At 64.8% G+C, this 19214-nt stretch carries 19 protein-coding genes; 5 read left to right on the top strand and 14 right to left on the bottom strand.

Going from position 1 to position 19214, the window contains the following annotated elements:
* Window positions 1–19: 19 nt before the first annotated feature.
* The 3 genes from QM712_RS23350 to QM712_RS23340 all read right to left on the bottom strand — a co-directional run bounded on the left by QM712_RS23350 (window position 20) and on the right by QM712_RS23340 (window position 3302).
* Window positions 20–1225: a CaiB/BaiF CoA transferase family protein gene (locus QM712_RS23350; RefSeq protein ID WP_415025502.1), complete on the bottom strand. Its 1206-nt coding sequence runs from the start codon at window positions 1223–1225 to the stop codon at window positions 20–22.
* Between the two features lie 24 nt (window positions 1226–1249).
* A complete protein-coding gene (locus QM712_RS23345) occupies window positions 1250–2413 on the bottom strand; it encodes an acyl-CoA dehydrogenase family protein (RefSeq protein WP_415025501.1) in 1164 nt (387 codons plus the stop codon).
* Window positions 2414–2486: 73 nt separating this feature from the next.
* Complete coding sequence (locus QM712_RS23340; RefSeq protein ID WP_415025500.1) at window positions 2487–3302, bottom strand: enoyl-CoA hydratase/isomerase family protein; 816 nt, start codon at window positions 3300–3302, stop codon at window positions 2487–2489.
* A gap of 112 nt (window positions 3303–3414) precedes the next feature.
* Between QM712_RS23340 and QM712_RS23335 the strand changes: the two genes are divergently transcribed.
* The 3 genes from QM712_RS23335 (at window position 3415) to QM712_RS23325 (ending at window position 5404) form a co-directional block, all read left to right on the top strand.
* Complete coding sequence (locus QM712_RS23335; RefSeq protein WP_415025499.1) at window positions 3415–3702, top strand: DUF1330 domain-containing protein; 288 nt, start codon at window positions 3415–3417, stop codon at window positions 3700–3702.
* A gap of 35 nt (window positions 3703–3737) precedes the next feature.
* Window positions 3738–4685, top strand: coding sequence for a dihydrodipicolinate synthase family protein (locus QM712_RS23330; protein ID WP_415025498.1), 948 nt, complete (start codon window positions 3738–3740; stop codon window positions 4683–4685).
* A 98-nt stretch (window positions 4686–4783) separates the two neighbouring features.
* On the top strand, window positions 4784–5404 hold the full coding sequence (locus QM712_RS23325) for a TetR/AcrR family transcriptional regulator (protein WP_415025497.1): 621 nt from the start codon (window positions 4784–4786) through the stop codon (window positions 5402–5404).
* Here QM712_RS23325 and QM712_RS23320 read toward each other — a convergent pair.
* From QM712_RS23320 to QM712_RS23280, 9 genes are all read right to left on the bottom strand, one after another.
* Complete coding sequence (locus QM712_RS23320; protein ID WP_415025496.1) at window positions 5401–7053, bottom strand: AMP-binding protein; 1653 nt, start codon at window positions 7051–7053, stop codon at window positions 5401–5403. The two genes, QM712_RS23325 and QM712_RS23320, sit on opposite strands and share 4 nt — an antisense overlap.
* 56 nt (window positions 7054–7109) lie before the next feature.
* On the bottom strand, window positions 7110–8255 hold the full coding sequence (locus QM712_RS23315) for an ABC transporter substrate-binding protein (RefSeq protein ID WP_415025495.1): 1146 nt from the start codon (window positions 8253–8255) through the stop codon (window positions 7110–7112).
* Window positions 8256–8293: 38 nt separating this feature from the next.
* The gene (locus QM712_RS23310; RefSeq protein WP_415025494.1) at window positions 8294–9040 is read right to left on the bottom strand and encodes an ABC transporter ATP-binding protein; all 747 of its coding nucleotides are present in this window, start codon (window positions 9038–9040) and stop codon (window positions 8294–8296) included.
* The gene (locus QM712_RS23305) at window positions 9037–9798 is read right to left on the bottom strand and encodes an ABC transporter ATP-binding protein (RefSeq protein ID WP_415025493.1); all 762 of its coding nucleotides are present in this window, start codon (window positions 9796–9798) and stop codon (window positions 9037–9039) included. Before QM712_RS23305 ends, QM712_RS23310 begins: the two co-directional genes overlap by 4 nt.
* A complete protein-coding gene (locus QM712_RS23300) occupies window positions 9795–10781 on the bottom strand; it encodes a branched-chain amino acid ABC transporter permease (RefSeq protein WP_415025492.1) in 987 nt (328 codons plus the stop codon). The genes QM712_RS23305 and QM712_RS23300 overlap by 4 nt, the downstream gene beginning before the upstream one ends.
* Window positions 10781–11635, bottom strand: a complete 855-nt coding sequence (locus tag QM712_RS23295) for a branched-chain amino acid ABC transporter permease (protein ID WP_415025491.1) — start codon at window positions 11633–11635, stop codon at window positions 10781–10783. Before QM712_RS23295 ends, QM712_RS23300 begins: the two co-directional genes overlap by 1 nt.
* 108 nt (window positions 11636–11743) lie before the next feature.
* Window positions 11744–12514, bottom strand: a complete 771-nt coding sequence (locus tag QM712_RS23290; protein WP_415025490.1) for an SDR family NAD(P)-dependent oxidoreductase — start codon at window positions 12512–12514, stop codon at window positions 11744–11746.
* A 55-nt stretch (window positions 12515–12569) separates the two neighbouring features.
* On the bottom strand, window positions 12570–13352 hold the full coding sequence (locus QM712_RS23285) for a 3-ketoacyl-ACP reductase (protein WP_415025489.1): 783 nt from the start codon (window positions 13350–13352) through the stop codon (window positions 12570–12572).
* A complete protein-coding gene (locus tag QM712_RS23280) occupies window positions 13349–13813 on the bottom strand; it encodes a MaoC family dehydratase (protein WP_415025488.1) in 465 nt (154 codons plus the stop codon). The genes QM712_RS23285 and QM712_RS23280 overlap by 4 nt, the downstream gene beginning before the upstream one ends.
* Before the next feature lie 74 nt (window positions 13814–13887).
* Here QM712_RS23280 and QM712_RS23275 point away from each other — a divergent pair, with 74 nt between their 5' ends.
* On the top strand, window positions 13888–15291 hold the full coding sequence (locus tag QM712_RS23275) for an FAD-binding oxidoreductase (protein WP_415025487.1): 1404 nt from the start codon (window positions 13888–13890) through the stop codon (window positions 15289–15291).
* On the top strand, window positions 15288–16181 hold the full coding sequence (locus tag QM712_RS23270) for a shikimate dehydrogenase family protein (protein WP_415025486.1): 894 nt from the start codon (window positions 15288–15290) through the stop codon (window positions 16179–16181). The genes QM712_RS23275 and QM712_RS23270 overlap by 4 nt, the downstream gene beginning before the upstream one ends.
* Here QM712_RS23270 and QM712_RS23265 read toward each other — a convergent pair.
* Entirely contained in the window at window positions 16165–17175 is a 1011-nt protein-coding gene (locus QM712_RS23265; protein ID WP_415025485.1) for an NADP-dependent oxidoreductase, read from the bottom strand. The genes QM712_RS23270 and QM712_RS23265 overlap by 17 nt on opposite strands.
* Window positions 17176–17370: 195 nt before the next feature.
* On the bottom strand, window positions 17371–18927 hold the full coding sequence (ilvA, locus tag QM712_RS23260) for a threonine ammonia-lyase, biosynthetic (RefSeq protein WP_415025484.1): 1557 nt from the start codon (window positions 18925–18927) through the stop codon (window positions 17371–17373).
* Window positions 18928–19214 lie beyond the last annotated feature (287 nt).

Genomic DNA, 19214 nt, shown 5'->3' with positions numbered 1-19214 from the left:
GGAATTATGCCTTTGGGATTTATGCCTTGGCTGGCGATGCCGCCGGGCCGGTGCCGACGACGCCCTCGCGCACGAGCGCATCGATATCGCCGCTGCTCCAGCCTGCGTCCGCAAGAACGTCGCGCGTATCGGCGCCGAGACCTCGCGGCATGCGCCGGAATTCCGGGACCTTGCCGTCGTAGCGCACCGGATGGGCCACGACGGTCCCCTTCTGGTCGCCGATCGCGAATTCCTGGAACGATTCGTTGTGGATGACCTGCGGGTCGCGACGCACGGCATCGTAGTCCTGCACGCGTTCGTACCAGAGCCCATGTGGTGCGAGCGCCTTGTCGAGCCGCTCATAGGTCCAGCTCTTCAATTCGTCGCCGAGCACGCGCATGAAGGCGTCGCGGTTCTCCATCCGGTCGCTCGCGAGCTCGATCAGCCTGGGGACGCCGATCGCGCCTGCAAACTTTTCGATATCGCCGCCGAGGCTGATCACCGCGTGGCAGTCGGCCAGTTGAAACACCCCATAGGGCGCCGGCAGGAACCAGGACGCCAGCCGGTGATCGCGCGCGATGCGATCGGGGCCGCGTCCGCCGGAATAATAGGCCGCCATCGACTCGCACTGCAGATCGAGCCCCGCGCTGAGCAGGTTCGACTCGATCCTCGTCCCCTCTCCCGTCGCGAGCTTCTTCGCATAGGCGGCGCTCACGGCCATCGCGAGCAGCGCGGCGCCGTGCTGGTCGACCACGGGAACGCCCGTCACGGTCGGAGCTGCGTCGAGATTGCCGGTGACGGCGATCAGCCCGCAACGCGCCTGGACCAGCAGGTCCTGTCCAGGTGCCGAAGCCATGGCACCGGACGACCCCCATCCCGTGGCGGAAGCGTAGATGATATCGGGCTTCACCGCCTTCACCGCGTCGTAGCCGAAGCCAAGACGATCGAGCACGCCGCCGCGATAGTTCTCGATGATGACGTCCGCCGTCTTGATCAGCGAGAAGATCACCTCGCGGCCGCGCGGGCTCTTCAGGTCGACCGAGATCGAGCGCTTGTTGCGGTTCACTGAAAAGAACGTCGCGCTGAAGCCATCCACGAAGACGGAATCGGCGGCGTAGCCCCGCTCGAACGCGCCGGTGAGCGGTTCGACCTTGATCACGTCGGCGCCGAGATCGGCGAGGTATTGCGACGCGGCCGGACCCTGCACGAAATGGGTGAAGCCCAGCACCCGCATGCCTTTAAGCATCGTATTGCCCTCGTCTCTCTGGGATCAAAGGGCCTGACGGCCGTTCTTCAGGAGGCTGCGCGCGATCACGACGCGATGGATGTCGGAGGCGCCGTCGAAGATCCGATAGACGCGCGCGTCACGATAGAGCTGCTCGAGCGGCATCTCGCGGCAATAACCCATGCCGCCGAAGATCTGCACAGCCTTGTCGGCGACACGGCCCAGCATTTCGGAGGCGTAGTACTTCACCATCGACACCTTCTCGCGCGGGTCGAAGCCCTGGTCGGTCTCCCAGGCGGCGTTGAGGACCATCATCCGCGCGGCGAAGATCTCGGTCGCCATGTCGGCGAGCATCGCCTGAACCATCTGGAACTGACCGATCGCCTGCCCGAACTGCTTGCGCTCGTTGGCATAGTCGATGGACATCTGCAGCAGCTTGCGCGCCATGCCGACGGACCGACCGCCGACCATGCCGAGACGGACACGGTTGATGGTCGACAGCGCCTGGAACAATCCCGAGCCTTCGGGACCGAGCATCTGGCTCTTGGGCAGCCGGACGTTCTCGAACACGAGCTCGGAATGGTTCGTCGCGCGCAGCCCCATCATGTACTGGATGCGGCCGACGGTGAAGCCGGGCGTCCCCTTGTCGATCAGGAACGCGCTGATGCCCTTCGCACCCTTCGACGGATCGGTCACGGCGGTGATGATGAAGGCATCGGCAACGTCGGAGTCGCTGATGAAATGCTTGGACCCGTTGATGATGAAATCATCGCCGTCGCGCCGGGCCGCGGTCTTGATGCCCGCCGCGTCCGAGCCGGCATTCGGCTCCGTCATACCGAGGGCGACGTTGATGTCGCCGCGCACGGCCGGCAGCAGGTATTTCTCGCGCTGCTCGCCGACGCAATTCTCCAGCGAGCCCGGAATGGCGCCGAAGGCACGGCGAACAAGCGCATCCTTGGTGAAGCCGAACTCCTCCTCGCAGAGGCACATGTCGACCGCACTGAGGCCGCCGCCACCGACATCGGCGGGCATGCCCATCGCGAACAGGCCCAGGCTCTTGGCCTTGGCGCGCAGCTCCTTCGCGAGTTCGGGACGGACATACTGCACTTCCTCGACCTCGGCCTCATGGGGCGCAAGCTCTTCCTTGATGAAGCGCCGGACGGACTCGAGCAGCATCTGGGTTTCGGAGGGAATGGAGAAATCGATCACGGCACGTTTCCTTCACGCACGACGGCGCTGCTAGTGGCTTCTGTTCGGGATTTTCGGATGGGCGGCGACTGCGTCAGTCGGCGGGCGGAAAGGACGTCACGTCCAGCGCGTCCGCGAACCTGGCCGGCCGCTTGGCGATGAAGGCATTGACGCCTTCCGAGAAGTCGTGCGTCCGCGACAGCGCCTCGCTCAGATCGAGCGTTCGCCGGACCGCCTCGCCTTCAGGCAGATCGACCGCGTATCGAAGCGCCGTCTTGCAGGCATAGGTGGCCTGCGATGGGCCCACCGCGAGCCGTGCCGCGAGCGCACGGGCGGTGGCAAGCGCCTGCCCCTTCGGCGCGATGCGATTGACGAGGCCCCACGCCAGCGCGGTCGGCGCATCCAGCATGTCGCCGAGCAGCATCATCTCGTTGGCCCGGCCGAGTCCGATGCGGCGCGTCACCCGCACCGTTCCGCCGCTGCCGGGAAAACCGCCGAGCTTCACTTCGGGAAGACCGAGTTGCGCATCCTCCGAGGCGACGATGAGATCGCAGCCGGCGGCAAGCTCGAGTCCTCCGCCGAGTGCGAGCCGCTCGATCGCGGCCACCGTCGGCTTGGGGAAGTTCCCGACGAGGCCGTAGGCCTCGTTCTCGAAGCCGAGCTTCTGCGAAACGATACCCCGCTCGGCGACCAGCCGCGGAAACTCCTTGATATCGGAGCCGGCGCAAAACGCCCGGTCGCCCTCGCCCGTCAGCACCAGCGCACCGATCGCGGGATCGGCCGCGAGCTTGTCGAGCGCCTCGTGCATCTGCCGGGTGAGCGACAACGTCACGACGTTCATCGGGGGGTTGCTGAGAAAGAGGGTCGCGACACGACCATCGATCTCAACGCGAATTTTCCTGTCATCCATTAGCGTTCCTCCGGACCAAACTTGACTTATACTGACTTGCACGTCAATAAGTTTTTGGAGGCCGCGGGACCACCGAGACGCGGCTCGAACCGCCATACGGGAGGAAAAACCAGTGCCAGCCATTGTCGTCGCGAAGGTGCGTGTCACCGATCCGGTCAAGTACGAGACCTACAAGCCGCTGGCCAAGAAGGCGATCGAAGCCTTCGGCGGCCGCTATCTCGTGCGCGGCGCCGAGCCGCACGCCGTCGAAGGCGATGCACCGGCGGCGCGCTACGTCATCGTCGAGTTCGACTCCGTCGAGACGGTTCACCGCTTCTACGACTCGCCCGAATACCGGGCCGCACGCGAAGCCCGCGCCGGTGCATCGATCGCCGAGATCATCGCGCTCGAAGGCGTTTGATCAGCAACTCCAGACAAGAAGAGAGGACCGAACCGATGGCCAAGAAGAACTATGACTGCTCGGGCGTCATTCCAGCCTGCCTTTTGCCGCTCAACAACGATCTCTCGATCGATCAGAACAGCTACCGCAAGCATCTGCGCGACCTCGCCGCCGTTCGCGGCCTTGGCGCAGTGACCGTGAACGGCCACGCTTCGGAAGTCTCCTCCTGCACTTTCGAAGAGCAGGAGATGCTTCTCGACGTCGCCGTCGCCGAGATCGGCGACAAGCTCCCGATCGTCAACGGCGTCTACGCCGAGAGCGCGCTCGACGCGGTCAAGATCGCCCGCATGGCCGACCGCAAGCAGGCATCCGCGCTTCTGGTGTTCCCCCCGAACGTGATGATGCTCGGCTGGCGTCCGGACATGGTGGTGGATCACTACAAGCGGATCGCCGACGTCACCGACCTTCCCCTCATCATCTTCCAGTTCCCCGTCAGCCTTCCGCTGAGCTACTCGCACGATCTGCTGGCGCGGCTGATCAGCGAGGTGCCGACGATCCGCGCCATGAAGGACGGTTGCGGCGATCCGGTCCGGCACGAAATCACGGTGCGCAGCTTCCAGTCGAAGAAGTTTCAGGTGCTCAGCACGCACAGCGCCTGGCTTCTCAGCTCGCTGGTCACCGGCTGCAACGGCCTCCTCTCCGGCGCCGGCAGCACGATCGCGGACTTGCAGGTCGCGCTGTTCGAAGCCGTCAAGGCCAACGATCTCGCCAAGGCCAAGGCGGTCTCCGATCGCATCTATCCGACCACCCTCGCCTTCTACGGGCCGCCTTCGGTGGATATGCACAACCGGATGAAGGAAGCACAGGTAATCCTGGGGCGCCTTCCCTCGGCCGCAGTGCGGCCGCCGCTGCAGAAGCTGGATGCCGCGGAGATCGAGCGTATCCGCAAGGCCATGGAGAGCGCCGGCATCAGCCGCGAAGGCGCACTACCGGCGGTGGCATAGCGCTTCCAACGTTGCGCAGCTCCCGCAAAGCTGGGATAATGAAACCATCAGATCAAAGCGGCATTGATTTCCGCTGAACAGGATTTCGCGGTTTCAGAATGCGTGAGCGCATTAAAGTCGTCGCCGAGGAGCTTCTCGTCAAATTTGGCTATCGTGGCTTCAGCTTCGGCCAGATTTCGGAGATCCTCGGCACGACACGGGCCAATTTGCACTACCACTTCGGCAGCAAGGACGGCCTGGTCGAAGAGGTGCTGGAGGACTACGCCAACAAGACGCTCGATGCCTATCGCGAGATCTGGACCGATACGGCCACCACGCTGCGGCAGAAGGTGGAAGGAACGGTCCAGATGGCGCACCGGCGCTATCTTCGCTACAATCCGACTGGCGACAATGGCGAGCCGTGGAGCCTGATGATTCGCCTCCGCAACGACACCGATGCGCTCACGCCGAAGATGCGTACGAAGCTGCAGCAGGTGACGCGGGAATTCGAGATGCTGGTGCGCGCCGGCGTGCGCACGGCGATTCAATCCGGCGAGCTGGCCGCCGACAGTCCACAGGAAAAGCTCGTCATCCAGCTGGTGAATATCATTCACTATGCGGGCTCCGTGACGCGCGACCACGGCCATTTCGGCCGCCTCGCCGACCTCTGGGAGGCGACGCTGTCGACGATCGAACGCGCCTACACCAGCAAGAAGATCCCGGCCAAAGCCAAGGCCTAGTCTTTGGCCGCGCCGTTTGCGATCAGGCTCCGCAGCGCGACATTGTTGTCCTTGCGATCCCAGGTCGAGGTCGTCACGCCGGATGCGCGCAGACCGGCTTTCTGAACCTTCTGCGTCGGCGTACGCGGCAATTCGCCGAGGCATTCGATATAGCGCGGTACCATATGGTGCGGCAGCTCCCGGGCGAGATAGGACAGCAGCTCCGCCGGTGCGATCGTCGCGCCGGGGCGCGCAACCACGCAGAGCTTGACGTCATCGTCCGATGAAAAGCCCGAGGGCACGCCGACCGCCGCGCTCTCCAGAACCGACGGATGCGCGTTGGCCGCGACCTCGATGTCGTAGGACGAGATATTCTCCGCCCGGCGCCGGATCCGATCGCCGAGGCGATCGACGAAATAGACCCAGCCATCGGCATCGACGTAGCCGCTATCGCCGGTGTGAAACCAGAAATTCCGCTGCGCCTTCGCGGTTGCTTCCGCGTTGCGGAAGTAGCCCGGCGTCACGATCCAGGGCAGCTTGGGGCGGATCACGAATTCGCCGACCTCACCCGGCGGCAGGGGCAGATCGCTCTCGCTGTCGATCACCTGGAAGTCGTACCACTCCTGCCTGATCTTGCCCGCCGATCCCACCCGCAGGGGTTCATCGATCGGGTGCCAGCAGGGAATGTTGATCTCCGTCATTCCCCAGGTCTCTATCCCCTTCAGGCCGAACCGCCGCTCAAAATCCCTGGCGATATGCCGTGGAAACGGAGACGTGCCGAGACGCGTGAGCTTCGTTTGCGCATCATCCGGCCGCTCCGGCTGCTGATGGATCATCTCGATCAGCGGGCCATGACCGATGGTGACCGTCGCGCCGCTCTCGCGGATACGGTCGATCCATCTCTCGGCCACGAACTTCCGGTCGAAACAGATCGCAGCTCCCGTCAGCAGCGCAGCGTAGACCACGCAGAAGCGCGGCGACATGTGGAACAGGGGATGGGCGCAGTAATAGACGTCGTCGGAACCGACCCACAATCCTTCGACCGTCTGGCGAGCGGTGAGGAACGCCTGCGCGTGAGTCACCACCACGCCCTTCGAAGGGCCGGTCGTCCCCGACGTGAACAGGATCGACGCCGTGTCGGATGGCCCCAGCGACGGCAGGCTGTCGGCGGCAAGCGGCGCGGCTGAACCATCGAGATGCACGAGGGTGACGCCGTCCAGGGCCGGCAGGCCCTGCTTGGCCGATCCGAACCAGAACACATGGTTCAGACGCCCGAGGTCGAGACCGTCGCGTGCCAGCACCGGAAGCAGTTCGGCATCGGCCACCAGCAGCTTCGGCTCGACCAGATTGATCGCATGCGCGAGCGTACGCCCACGCAGCGCCGGATTGATCGGAGCGTCGCTGGCGCCGAGAAGATTGATGGCGAACCAAAGGGCAATGTGTTCGGCGGAATTTCCGGCAAACATCGCAACGCGGTCGTTCCGGACGACGCCGGCCTCACGGAGCGTGGCGGCAAATCGCAACGCCATCGCATGCACGTCCGCGAAGGATCGCGCGGCCTCGCCCTCGAACCGGACAAAGGGCCGGTCCGGCGTCAGTGCGACGCGGCCGGCGAGGACCTTGTCGAGCGCCCATTCGGCGAAAGGATAGTCGAGAAACGAACCGGTCATGACTTCGTCTTGAAACGAGAGAGAGGCGCAACATGTGCGCCTCTCTTCCGTGTTGTCTACTTCACCGTCTTGAACTTGCCGTCGTGGACCTCCACGGTGATCAGCGTGTCCTGGAACACGCCTTCGTGCTGGTCCTTGGAGTAGCAGAGACTGCCGTCGAGATAGGTGTCCTTGTATTCGCAGATCGTCTCCAGCGCGTCCCGAATGGCCGGTCCCGTGACCTCGCCCTTGACGCGACGGATCGCTTCGAACACCGCGATCGCACCCGTGGAGCCGATCAGTTCCGCGTAACCCTTGGGCGTCTTGCCGGCCGCAACGATCACTTCACCGAGCTTCTTCTGCTTCTCGGACGGATCGTCCCAATTGCCGATCGAGACGATCTGGATGCCTTCGGCTGCCGGACCCGCGGCATCGAGGAACGGCCGCTGGTTGAGGCTGCCGGTCCCGATCACGGGCGCGGTAATGCCGACCTGCTTGGCGGCCCGAACGAACGCCGCGCCGAGCGCCGGCGCCGAGGTCTTCACCAGCACGACATCCGGATTCGCATTGCGGATGTTGGTGGCCGCAGCGGTGAGATCGATCGCGGTCAAGGGGGCGCCGACCGCGGCGACGATCTCGAAATTCCGCTCCTTCGAGAGCTGCGTCGCAAGCTTCATGCCGGCCTCGCCGTAGGCGTCCTCCTGATAGAGGATGCCGATGCGCTTGCGCTTGGGCTGAAACACGGCGCGCTCGAACAGCGCGTTGATGATGAGCGTATCGGACGGCGCGGTGCGGAAGACCCAGGGCCAGAACGCATTGTCCTTCGACGTCACCGGAATGGTGCCGACGGGCGAAAGCAGCGGCACCTTGTTGGCGAGCGCGATCGGCGCCAGCGCCAGCGCGCCGGTTCCGAGCGTGGGGCCGAGGATCGCAACGACGCGATCCTGGCGGGTCAGCTTCGTCGCGCAGCGCGCCGCTTCCGTCGGGTTGGTCTGCTCGTCGCAGATGATGAGCTCGATCTTCTTGCCGTTGATGCCGCCCTGTGCATTCAGGTTCTTGGTCAGCGCCTCGACGATGTCGCGCTCCGGAACGCCGAACGGCGCGGCGGGGCCGTTCAAGCTGTAGATCGCACCGATCTTGATCGTGTCTTCCGCCTGCGCCGCGGTGGCCATCGCGACAGCAACGGCGCCGCCGGCAAGCGTCCTCAACCAACCCAACTTCATTCCTTCACTCCCTCAATAAAAGATTGCAATCGCGTTCTTCAGGCGCGACCGGTTCCAAGAAAGGCTTGTGCGATCCGCTCGGGATCATCGAGATCCGCCCGCTCGCCGCCGCTAACGATGTGACCGTGGGACAGCACCACGTAACGATCGACGATCCGCGCCGCGAACGGCACGTTCTGCTCGGCGAGCAGGAGCGCGAGACCGCTCTTCTTCAAACGCTCGAAGGCCGATGCGAGAATGTCGAACACGGCCGGCGCCAGTCCTTGGCTCGGCTCGTCGAGCGCCAGCACCGCCGGCTTGCGGCCGAGGGCGAGACCGATCGCGAGCATCTGCTGCTCGCCACCCGACAGCATCCCGGCCAAAGCGGTCTCACGCGTCTTGAGGATCGGAAACAGATCGACGATGAACGCGCGCTGCGCTTCGCGCTCCGCCGCCGGCAGCAAAGCCAGGCCGATATCGATGTTCTCCCGCACCGTCATGGTCGGGAAGATGTTGCCGCGCTGCTCGGGCACCAGCGACAAGCCGTGGAGGGCGCGCCTGTGAGCACTCATGCCCCCGAGGTTGCGGCCATTCACGACGATGTCGCCGCCACCGCTGACGATGCCGGCGATGGCCCGCAACATGCTGCTCTTGCCGGCACCGTTGGAGCCGAGAACGGCGAGCATTTCGCCGGCACGCAGCGACAAGTCGACACCCGACACCACCGTGACGCGATGGTAGCGCGCACTGAGCCCCTTGCATGACAAGACCGATCCGCCCGCGGCGGTACCGAGTTCGAGGCTCATCGGCCGGCACTCCCGAGATAAACGTCGATGAAGGCGCGATCCTTCGCGATCGTCTCCGGTTCGCCCTCGAGAAGTTTCGCGCCGTCCTTCAGGACGACGACGTGCTCGGCCAGTTCGCGAATGAGACCGAAATTGTGCTCGACGAGGAGCACTCCGACCCCGCGATCGGCGAGCTTGCGGATCTCCTTCGACAGCATCCGCTGCTCCTCCCGCTCGAGACCTGCGGCCGGTTCGTCGAGCAGGATGTATTTCGGCCGGTTCGCGACGGCGCGCGCGACCTCGACGAGGCGAACGCGGCCCATCGGAAGCTCGTTCATCGTGAAGGAACGGAAATCCGACAGACGAAGGTCATCGAGGATCGCGGTGCAGCGCGATCGAAACTCCGCTTCCTCCGACACCGCCCCAGGCAGCCGAAGCATGGCGCCGAAGATTCCGGTCTTGTGGACCGGATAGAACCCGCACATGACGGCTTCGCTGACGGTTACCTTGGGGTCGAAGCGAGGCGTCTGGAAGGTTCGCGCCAGACCCAGCGCGATGCGATCATGGGGCGGCAGCGTATCGATCCGCGCGTCATCCACAGCGATGCTGCCGGAGGCAGGCTTCACCATGCCGGTGATCGCGTTGAACAGCGTGCTCTTGCCCGACCCGTTTGGTCCGATGACGGCAACGATCTGGCCCGGCTTCAATTCGAGGGATACGTCCTTGACCGCCGTAACGCCGCCGAAGCGCACGGTGACCTCGTTCACATGAATGGTCATGCCGTGCCCTCTCTGGTCGCGACCGGCCGGACCGCGACCGACTTTTGCGCCGTCCGCTTGACCAGCAGCTTCTTCCAGTCGGTGCCGAGCACGCCGTTCGGCGCCACCAGCAGAACAAAAATGAGCACGCCGCCGAAGATCATGCCCTGCGTTTCGGCCGCAGGGAGATAAAGCGTGAGCAGCGTGAGGAACGCGGCGCCCAGGATCGGACCGAGCAGCGTCGACGCGCCACCGATGACCGCCATCAGCACGACCTTGATGGACACGTGCATCGTGAGCGAGTCCGGTCCCATGTAGGTGAGGTGGTGGGCATAGAGCCAGCCGGCGAGGCCCGCGACCGACGCCGAGATCGCGAAATAGGACGCGAGCAAGGCCGGCACGTTCACGCCATCCGCGGTGGCCCGCAGCGGATCGTGCCGCGCGGTCTTTACGGCCCGTCCGATCGCGGAATCCGTGAGGTTGGCGTAGAGCACGAGAACGACGACGACGAGAGCCCATGATAGCACATGCATGGCGAAGATGCTGTCGGCGAACCAGAGCGGCGGAATGCCCGAGATGCCGATATAGCCGCCGGTGAAGCTGCCGCCCTCACGGATCGCAAGCTCGAGCACAAGGCTGAGCAACAGGGTGGCGATGGACAACGGCAGCGGCGACAGGCGCGTGATCGCCCGCGCCATCGGATAGGCCAGCACGGCCGGCAGCAGCAGGGCCAGCGCCAGGCCGATCAACGGCGAGACACCGTAGCGGGTGGTCACGATGCTGGTTGCGAACGCGCCGATCGCCCCGAATGCCGCCGGGGCCATCGAGAGAATGCCGGCCTGCCCGTAAGCCATGCCCACCGAGAGCGCGAGCAGGGAGAAGATCGCGACGAGAACCGAATTGTCGAGCCAGAATGCGCTTCCCGCGATCACCGGCGTGATGGCGAGAACAATCAGGGCAAGGACGGCGATGGGAGCCAGCCGGGAGCGGATCGAACCGAGCATCACACGCGACCTCCGGTGGCCGCAATCTGGTTCATGCGTCCCATGGACAGAATGACGAAGATGAAGACGAGCGGGATCGCCGTCGCCCACGCGCCGGGCAGGTAGCCGGCGCAGACGGCCTGAACCATGCCGATGATGAGTCCGCCCGCGAAGCCGCGCAGCGGGCTGTGCATGCCGAAGATGATCGCCGAGCCGAAGCCCCAGATCGTGAGCGTGAAGGCGGAGCTGTAGTCGGCGCCCGTGGTGTAGAGGATCAGCACGCCGGCAACACCGGCGAGCAGGCCGCCGAGCAGATATGTCGCGAACCAGATCTGCCGGACAGGAATTCCATTCAGCGACGCGCCGACCGGATTGGCCGCGCTCGCCCGCATCGAACGACCGAACGGCGTCTTGCGCAGCACCACGAAGAGCGCCGTGAGAATGACGAAGCAGACCGCGACATTGATGCCGGTCTGGGGGCTGATGCGGATCCCGCCGAGATTCCAGAACGTGTCGAAGGGCTGGCGTATCATCGGATTGGTGCCGAAGACGCTCAGGATGAACGACTCCAGGAACATGGCGAGGCCGAACGTTCCGAGCACCGCGGTGATGTGATCGATCGAGCCCGGTCGATTGAGACGCATGGAGATGACGCCCACCAGAAAGGAGGCGAACACGGCAGCGAGGATCGCCGCCAGAATCCCAAGCGGACCACCGATCGTGTAGGCGACCGCGACGGCAAGTACCGCATAAGCGCCCAAGGCGACGTCGACGGACCCGGTGGTGGAAAACAGAAGGCTGACCGGAAATGCGAGCAGCCCATAGGTGACGCCGAGCAACGCCCCGCGCAACAGATACTCGACGAGTTCGTACAACCTTTTCCTCCCTGCACCGGGCGCGCTGCGCCTCGGCCGTCTTTACTTACTCGCTAGTAAGTAAGATTGCGTGGAATATGTCAACCCCGGCGCCGCGACCAAAATGCCTCAGTTCATCCAAAGGCCGCCGGTGACGTTGATCGACTGCCCCGTCATGTAGCTTGCCTCGTCGGAAATGAGAAACGCGACGGCGCGCGCGATGTCTTCCGGCTGCCCCAGGCGCTTCAGCGGAATCAGATGCTGCCGCTCGGCGGCCGGCGGGAGACCGAGCACCGCAGCCTCGGCGTCCGCCTGCTTCCGCATGTCAGTGTTGTCGATGGTTCCCGGACAGACCGCGTTGACCCGGATCCCGTGCACGGCGAGATCGATCGCCATCGACTGGGTCATGCCGATGATCGCGAACTTGGAGGCGCAATAGGCCAACGAATTCGGCCGCCCCGACTTGCCGAACCAGGAGGCCATGTTGATGATCTGTCCGCCGCCGCGCTCGCGCATGGCGGGCACGACCACGTGGCAACAGTTGAAGGTGCCGCCGACATTCACGTCCAGCGTGCGATCGAACTCCGCCGGAGCGACATCCAGGATCGAGGCGAGACGGCCGATGCCGGCGTTGTTCACCAGAATGTCAGGCGTCGCCCCCCAGGCCGCGGTCGTCGCCGCGAAAGCGGCCTTCACCGCATCGAGGTCCGAGACGTCAACGACCTGCGCGTTATGGCCGCGACCCTCGCCGAGTTCCTTCAGGGTCGATTGCAGCCGCGCCTGATCGAGATCCCAGAGCGCCACGGCACAGCCCTCGTCGGAGAGGCGCACGGCAATGGCCTTGCCGATTCCATGCGCCGCACCAGTGACGATCGCCCGCTTGCCCGCGTAGTTGTACATTGCGTGTGTTCCTGTTCTGCGGCGCGACCGCGCCGAGCTCGTCGTAACGCCGGGATCAAGTCCGACGGATGTGCATGCCGCCGTCGACGTGGTACGCCCCGCCCGTGACGTAGGGCATCAGCCCGGCAGCAAGGACGCCGACAGTGCGCCCGATATCTTCCGCCTCGCCCCAACGCGCCTGCGGGAAACCGCGCGACTGCACCCAGCCATCGTACTTGTCGAAGACATCGGCGGTCATATCGGTCCTGATGATGCCGGGCCGAATCTCGTGCACGGCGATGCCGTGTTCCGCGAGACGCAACGCATAGAGGCTGCTCATCATCGCGATGCCCGCCTTCGAGATGCAATAATCCGCCTGACCCGGGGTCGCGATCACAGCATTGCCCGACGAGATGAAGATGATCGAACGATCCGGGCGCGTCATGTCGCCGGACCGGTCCGCGATCATGCGGCGCGCCGCCTGCTGCGTGAGGAAGAACGTGCCACGGACATTCACGCCCAGCAGGCGATCGAGACTTTCCGGCGGAATGTTCAGCATGTCGCCGCGGAAAGCGGTCTGCACGCCGGCATTGTTGACGAGGCAGGAGACCGGGCCGAGGGCATCCCACACCTTTGCAAGCAGGCTCTCATGCTTGTCGAGGTCGGCGATATCGCCCTCGACGAACGCGCCGCGCACACCGCGGCCTGCGATCCCCTCGAGGGTTTCCTCGGCGCTGTCGTCGCGAACGACGTCGTTGACGACCACATCGAAGCCATGGCCTGCCAGCGCATAGGCGATTGCGCGGCCGATGCCGCGGCGTCCGCCGGTGACGAATGCAACTTTTTTGGTGTCGCTCATCGCGCCACCTTCTTCAGCGATTCAGCCGGCACCCAGCGCATGATATGCACGGCGGACGCCACGGCTTCGCCGCGCTGATTGGTCGCAACGACGTCGGAAAGCGCCCGGCGGCGATCGCCCTCCAGCACGTTGACCGTGTATGTCACGGTGATCGTATCGCCGAAATAGATCGGCGCCATGAAGCGGACGCGGTCGTAGCCCTGCGACACCGCGGTCAGCCCGACATATTTGTCGACATGCGGTCCGAACATGACCGTCGACGCGGTCGACATCAGGCCAAGCGCAAGAACACCATGGGCGATGCGGCTGCCGAACGCCGACTTGCTCATGTACTCCTCGTTGCAATGAACGGGAGCCAGATCGCCCGTGACGCCGGCAAACAAATAGACGTCACTTTCCGTAAGGGTTTTGGCGAAGGTGATCTTGTCGCCCACCGCGACGTGGAAATCCGCTTCTTGCATGCTTGTCCTCCCGAGTGTTTTGCCTCAATAATACTGACTTACACGTAGGTCAATATCGACGGGACACCCTTTCCATGACTTTGCGGCCCCTCCAGGCGGCGGATATCGCCAAGGCCATCGACGCCCTGCGCCCGATCCTCGGCGATCGGATCACGACCGCCGCCGCGATCCGCGAGCAGCACGCCAGCCAGCTCACATGGCTTCCTTCCCAGCTTCCCGACGCGGTCGCGTTTGCGGAGAGCACCGAAGAAGTCGCGGAGATCGTCAAGATCTGCGCCGCGCATTCGACGCCGATGATCGCGTTCGGCACCGGAACCGCCTTCGAGGGACACGTCAACGCGCCGGCGGGCGGCATTTCGATCGATCTCAGCCGGATGAACCGCATCATCGCGGTCAACGCCGAAGACATGGATTGCGTGGTCCAGCCGGGCGTGACGCGGCAGACGCTCAACAGTTATCTGCGCGACACCGGCCTGCTCTTTCCCGTCGATCCCGGCGCGGACGCCTCGCTCGGCGGCATGGCCGCAACGCGCGCGTCCGGGACCAATGCGGTTCGTTACGGCACCATGAAAGACAACGTCGTCGCGCTCACCGCCGTGCTGCCGAACGGCGACATCGTCCGCACGGCGCGGCGGGCACGCAAGAGTTCGGCCGGCTACGACCTGACGCGCCTGCTGGTCGGCTCGGAAGGCACGCTCGGCATCATCACCGAGCTGGTGCTGAGATTGTCGCCGCTTCCCGAGGCGATCGCCGGCGGGATCTGCCCCTTCCCGACCGTCCGCTCGGCATGCGACGCGGTCATCTCGACGATCCAGAGCGCGATCCCCGTGGCCCGTATCGAACTGCTCGACGAGGTCACGGCCGCTGCCGTCAAGGCACATTCCGGCCTCGACCTCGCGGCAACCCCGCTGCTGCTGCTCGAATTCCACGGCTCGCCACAGAGCGTTGCCGAGCAATCTGAGCGCTTCGGCGAGATCGCCGAGGCCTTCGGCGGCGGACCGTTCGCATGGTCCGACAAGACCGAGGAGCGCGCGAAGCTCTGGCAGGCACGCCACGATGCCTACTGGGCCTGCCTTGCGCTGCGCCCCGGCGCGCGCCCGATCCCGACCGATGTGTGCGTGCCGATCGCGCGGCTGGCGGACTGCGTGGAGGAAACCAAACAGGAAATCCTCGAGCTGGGCCTGATCGCACCGGTGGTCGGTCATGTCGGCGACGGCAATTTCCACGTCCAGCCGATGGTCGACATGACCAACCCGGCCGAGATCGAAGTGGTCAAGCGGTTCATCGAGCGCATGGTGGAACGCGCCATCCGCATGGACGGCACCTGCACGGGCGAGCACGGCGTCGGACAGGAGAAACGAAGATACCTCGACCTCGAGCACGGTCCGCAGACGCTGGCGATGATGCGCAGCATCAAGCGCGCGATCGATCCGCTCAATCTCATGAACCCCGGCAAGCTCGTGGACAACTCGCTATGAACGTGAAGCCCGTCATCACGCCGGCAACGACGGTGGATTTCGTCAACGGCCGGACCCGCGTCTACGCGATCATCGGCCACCCCATCGAACAGGTGCGCTCGCCCGAGGCGATCACCTACGAATTGCGGCGGCGCGGCCTCAACGCGATCCTGCTCCCGTTCGACGTCTCGCCCCAAGCCTTCGACGAGCTGTTTTCCCAGCTTCTGGCGGTCGAGAATCTCGACGGACTGATCATCACCGTTCCTCACAAGGTCCGCGCGCGCGAACTCTGCACGCGGGTCGGGCCGCTCGCGGAGATCAGCGGCAGCGCGTCCGTCATTGCCCGGACCGCCGACAGCAAGTGGGTCGGCGAACTCTTCGACGGCATGGGCTGCATCGCGGCGATCCGCAATCGCGGCGTCACGTTCGACCGCAAGCGCGTCCTGCTGCTCGGCGTCGGCGGCGCCGGAGCGGGCATCGCCGTCGAGATCGCTCGCCAGGCGCCGGCCGAGATCCACATCCACGATCCGGACGGCGAAAAGGCGGCGCGGGTGATGGCGCGGCTGTCGCCGCGCTTCCCCGCGCAGCGCTTCAGCGTCGGCATGCCTTCGCTCGACGGGGTCGACATCCTGATCAACGCTTCGCCGGTCGGAATGCTCGACCCGACCCGCACGCCGATCGAAGCTTCGCACTTCCCGCCGCATCTCGTCGTGATGGACGTGATCACGGACCCGGCGCCGACCCGGCTGTTGCGTACCGCCGAGGAGAGCGGCTGCATCGCCGTCTACGGGCGGGAGATGTTCGACTCACAGATCGCCGGAGCCTGCGATTTCCTGCTGAACACCCGCAAGATCGCGGCAGCGGACGTGCGCTTCGATCACGCGCTGCCGCCGGTCAGTCGATGCGGATGATCAGCTTGCCCTTGTTCAGCCCCTTCAACAGCCCGAGGAATGCGGAGGGAGCATTGGCAAGCCCCTCCACGACGTCCTCCAGGGAGACGATGGCGCCCGACTTGACCTTGGGCGCAACCAGCGCGAGGAACTCGTCGCGATAGGCGTTGTAGTCCGTGACGATGAAGCCGCGGACCAGCAACCGCTTGACCAGCGTATCCTGCATCAGCTGCGCGAGCGGCGTGGCATCGCTGCGCTGTTCGAGGCCGTTGTATTGCGAGATCAATCCGCAGACGGGCACGCGCGCGAACGGATTGAGCAGCGGAATGACGGCGTCCAGCACACGCCCGCCGATGTTCTCGAAATAGACATCGATGCCACGCGGACAGGCGATGGCGAGCTTGGCCGCGAGATCAGGGTCGCGATGATCGACCGCGGCATCGGCTCCGAACTTCTCGACCGCAAGCCTGCATTTCTCGGCCCCGCCGGCGATCGCCACCGCACGGCAACCGGCCGCCTTGGCCAGCTGGACGACGAGTGAGCCGACCGGTCCCGTCGCGGCGCCGACCACGACGGTTTCGCCGGGCCTCGGCTCGCCGATCTTCATGAGCCCGGCATAGGCGGTGAATCCGGGACCACCGAGCACGCCAAGATAGGCCGTCTCGCTCGCAGCGGCGGCATCGATCTTGCGCAAGGCCTCCGACCGGACGACCGCGTAGTCCTGCCATCCGCCGCCGGCCAGCACGAGGTCGCCCGGCACGAACGACGGGTCATTCGAGCGAACGATCTCGCCGACGGTCGCTCCGACCATGACTTCGCCGATCCCGACCGGCCTCGCGTAGGACTTCGCATCGTTCATGCGCCAGCGCATATAGGGATCGAGCGAAAGGAGCCGATTGCGGACCAACACCTCGCCGGCCTCGCGCGGTTCGGGAATGTCGAGGGAAACGAGACGGAAGTCATCGACGGTGGGTTCTGCCTCGGGCCGTCTGGCCAACTGCCACTGTCGATTCATTTCTGCTCCGTGCTGCCTCTCGAGAACCAAGTCTCTATTCAACACTCTGCCGGTTCGAGTCAATCACTCCCCGTGGCGACACGCCGTCGATCGGGATGACAACCGGTTCGCCCGCGACATTGCTTCCAGCGCAACGATCGAAATGCCGCGCGATCGAATGCCGCGCACAGCTCGCCCGTACGGCTGGCGCGACGATCAGCCCTGTTGTGCCTTCTCGGCGGAGAGAAACAGGCGATAGGCGGGATTGTCGCTCTCGTTCCAATAGGGGTAGCCGAGCGCATCCAGCGCTTGAACGAACTTGGCGCGTTCCTGCGGCTTGACTTCGATTCCGGCGAGGATGCGACCGTAGTCGGCTCCGTGATTGCGGTAGTGGAAGAGCGAAATGTTCCATTCGGGCGCAAGGCTCTCGAGAAAGGTCAGCAACGCGCCCGGCCGCTCCGGAAACTCGAACCGATAGATGAGTTCGTCCTTCAGGAGCGGGGCGCGTCCCCCGACCATGTAGCGCACATGATCCTTTGCCATCTCGTTGTCGGTCAGATCCAATATGGGATAGCCCTCGCGCTGAAGCAGCTCCATGACTTCGCGCTTCTCGGCTTCGCCGCGGGTCAGCGCGATGCCGACGAACAATTGCGCGGGAGCGGCCGTATCGGCGAAGCGATAGTTGAATTCGGTGATGGCCCGCGAACCGAGGATGCGGATGAAGTGCCGATAGCTGCCCGGCTTTTCCGGAACCGTCACGGCCAGCAGCGCTTCCCGATGCTCACCGACTTCGGCACGATCGGCGATGGTACGCAGGCGATCGAAATTCAGGTTCGCCCCGCTGTTGACGGCGATCAGACTTCCCTCGTTCCGCGCGCCGCGCTCGGCATAGGCCTTCAGTCCGGCAAGCGCCAGCGCGCCGGACGGTTCGGCAACCGATCGCATGTCATCGAAGATATCCTTGATGGCCGCGCACATGGCGTCGGTATCGACGGTGATGACCTCGTCGAGCAGGTCGCGGCAAAGGCGGAACGTCTCGGTCCCGACCTTGCGGACCGCGACGCCATCGGCGAACAGTCCCACCTGATCGAGAGCCACTGTCTCACCTTCCGCGAGAGCTGCCGCCATGGAAGCGGCGTCCGTCGGTTCCACGCCGACGACCCTGATCGAGGGGTTGAGGAATTTCACGAAAGCGGCAACACCTGCCGCCAGTCCTCCCCCACCGATCGGCACGAAGATCGCCTCGATCGTATCGGGATGCTGCCGCAGGATTTCCATCCCGACCGTCCCCTGGCCGGCGATCACATCGGGGTCGTCGAACGGGTGCACGAAGGTCAGGCCGCGCTCGGCCTCGATCTCCCGCGCCTTCGTCTGCGCGTCGTCGAAGGCATCGCCGTGGAGGACAACCTGGCCGCCCAGGCGCCGAACGGCTTCGACCTTGATCGCGGGAGTCGTCCGCGGCATGACGATCGTCGCGGGAATGCCGAGCTTGCGCGCGGCCAGCGCCACGCCTTGCGCGTGATTGCCCGCCGATGCGCAGATGACTCCCAGCTTCCGCTGGTCGGGCGGCAACTTGACGATCTTGTTGTAGGCGCCGCGCAGCTTGAAGGAGAAAATCGGCTGAAGGTCTTCCCGCTTCAGCAGGACGGTTCGTGACAGCCGTTCCGAGAGCCGCGGCATCGGGTCGAGCGGGGTTTCGATCGCCACGTCGTAGACGCGGGCGGTCAAAATGCCCTGGGCGTAATCTCGAAGTGCGTTGGCCACGGCAGTCATTGGCAGTGTTTCTCTCGATGGGGCGGCATCCAGATCAGCCGCACCTGCCCATCGTCGGTGCCGATCCCAGCGCGCGAGCGGAGCTGGCGCACGTATCCAACCCCAACATCGCATGGCCCGAACTTAATTCAAGCGCGTCCGGCGCCGGTGCCGCATGATCGAAATGATTCCAAACTGGATGCGGGCCGCAAAGGCTGAACGATATGCAGTGGCGATTCAGGAGCCGACACGGCTTCGCGATCTCGCGGCGTGTTCGCCCGAGCTTTGTTCGTCTCGCCACCCTCTCG

This window comes from Bradyrhizobium sp., assembly GCF_047605465.1.
Classification (GTDB): domain Bacteria; phylum Pseudomonadota; class Alphaproteobacteria; order Rhizobiales; family Xanthobacteraceae; genus Bradyrhizobium.
This window is presented reverse-complemented; position numbering and strand designations above follow the sequence as displayed.

Excerpts from the sequence above, each read along its gene's own strand:
- QM712_RS23275 (WP_415025487.1), top strand. The coding sequence starts at position 13,888 with ATGACTTTGCGGCCCCTCCAGGCGGCGGATATCGCCAAGGCCATCGAC.
- QM712_RS23285 (WP_415025489.1), bottom strand. The coding sequence starts at position 13,352 with ATGAGCGACACCAAAAAAGTTGCATTCGTCACCGGCGGACGCCGCGGC.
- QM712_RS23330 (WP_415025498.1), top strand. The coding sequence starts at position 3,738 with ATGGCCAAGAAGAACTATGACTGCTCGGGCGTCATTCCAGCCTGCCTT.
- QM712_RS23310 (WP_415025494.1), bottom strand. The coding sequence starts at position 9,040 with ATGAGCCTCGAACTCGGTACCGCCGCGGGCGGATCGGTCTTGTCATGC.
- QM712_RS23305 (WP_415025493.1), bottom strand. The coding sequence starts at position 9,798 with ATGACCATTCATGTGAACGAGGTCACCGTGCGCTTCGGCGGCGTTACG.
- QM712_RS23320 (WP_415025496.1), bottom strand. The coding sequence starts at position 7,053 with ATGACCGGTTCGTTTCTCGACTATCCTTTCGCCGAATGGGCGCTCGAC.
- QM712_RS23300 (WP_415025492.1), bottom strand. The coding sequence starts at position 10,781 with ATGCTCGGTTCGATCCGCTCCCGGCTGGCTCCCATCGCCGTCCTTGCC.
- QM712_RS23325 (WP_415025497.1), top strand. The coding sequence starts at position 4,784 with ATGCGTGAGCGCATTAAAGTCGTCGCCGAGGAGCTTCTCGTCAAATTT.
- ilvA (WP_415025484.1), bottom strand. The coding sequence starts at position 18,927 with ATGACTGCCGTGGCCAACGCACTTCGAGATTACGCCCAGGGCATTTTG.
- QM712_RS23340 (WP_415025500.1), bottom strand. The coding sequence starts at position 3,302 with ATGGATGACAGGAAAATTCGCGTTGAGATCGATGGTCGTGTCGCGACC.
- QM712_RS23350 (WP_415025502.1), bottom strand. The coding sequence starts at position 1,225 with ATGCTTAAAGGCATGCGGGTGCTGGGCTTCACCCATTTCGTGCAGGGT.
- QM712_RS23315 (WP_415025495.1), bottom strand. The coding sequence starts at position 8,255 with ATGAAGTTGGGTTGGTTGAGGACGCTTGCCGGCGGCGCCGTTGCTGTC.
- QM712_RS23265 (WP_415025485.1), bottom strand. The coding sequence starts at position 17,175 with ATGAATCGACAGTGGCAGTTGGCCAGACGGCCCGAGGCAGAACCCACC.
- QM712_RS23270 (WP_415025486.1), top strand. The coding sequence starts at position 15,288 with ATGAACGTGAAGCCCGTCATCACGCCGGCAACGACGGTGGATTTCGTC.
- QM712_RS23280 (WP_415025488.1), bottom strand. The coding sequence starts at position 13,813 with ATGCAAGAAGCGGATTTCCACGTCGCGGTGGGCGACAAGATCACCTTC.
- QM712_RS23290 (WP_415025490.1), bottom strand. The coding sequence starts at position 12,514 with ATGTACAACTACGCGGGCAAGCGGGCGATCGTCACTGGTGCGGCGCAT.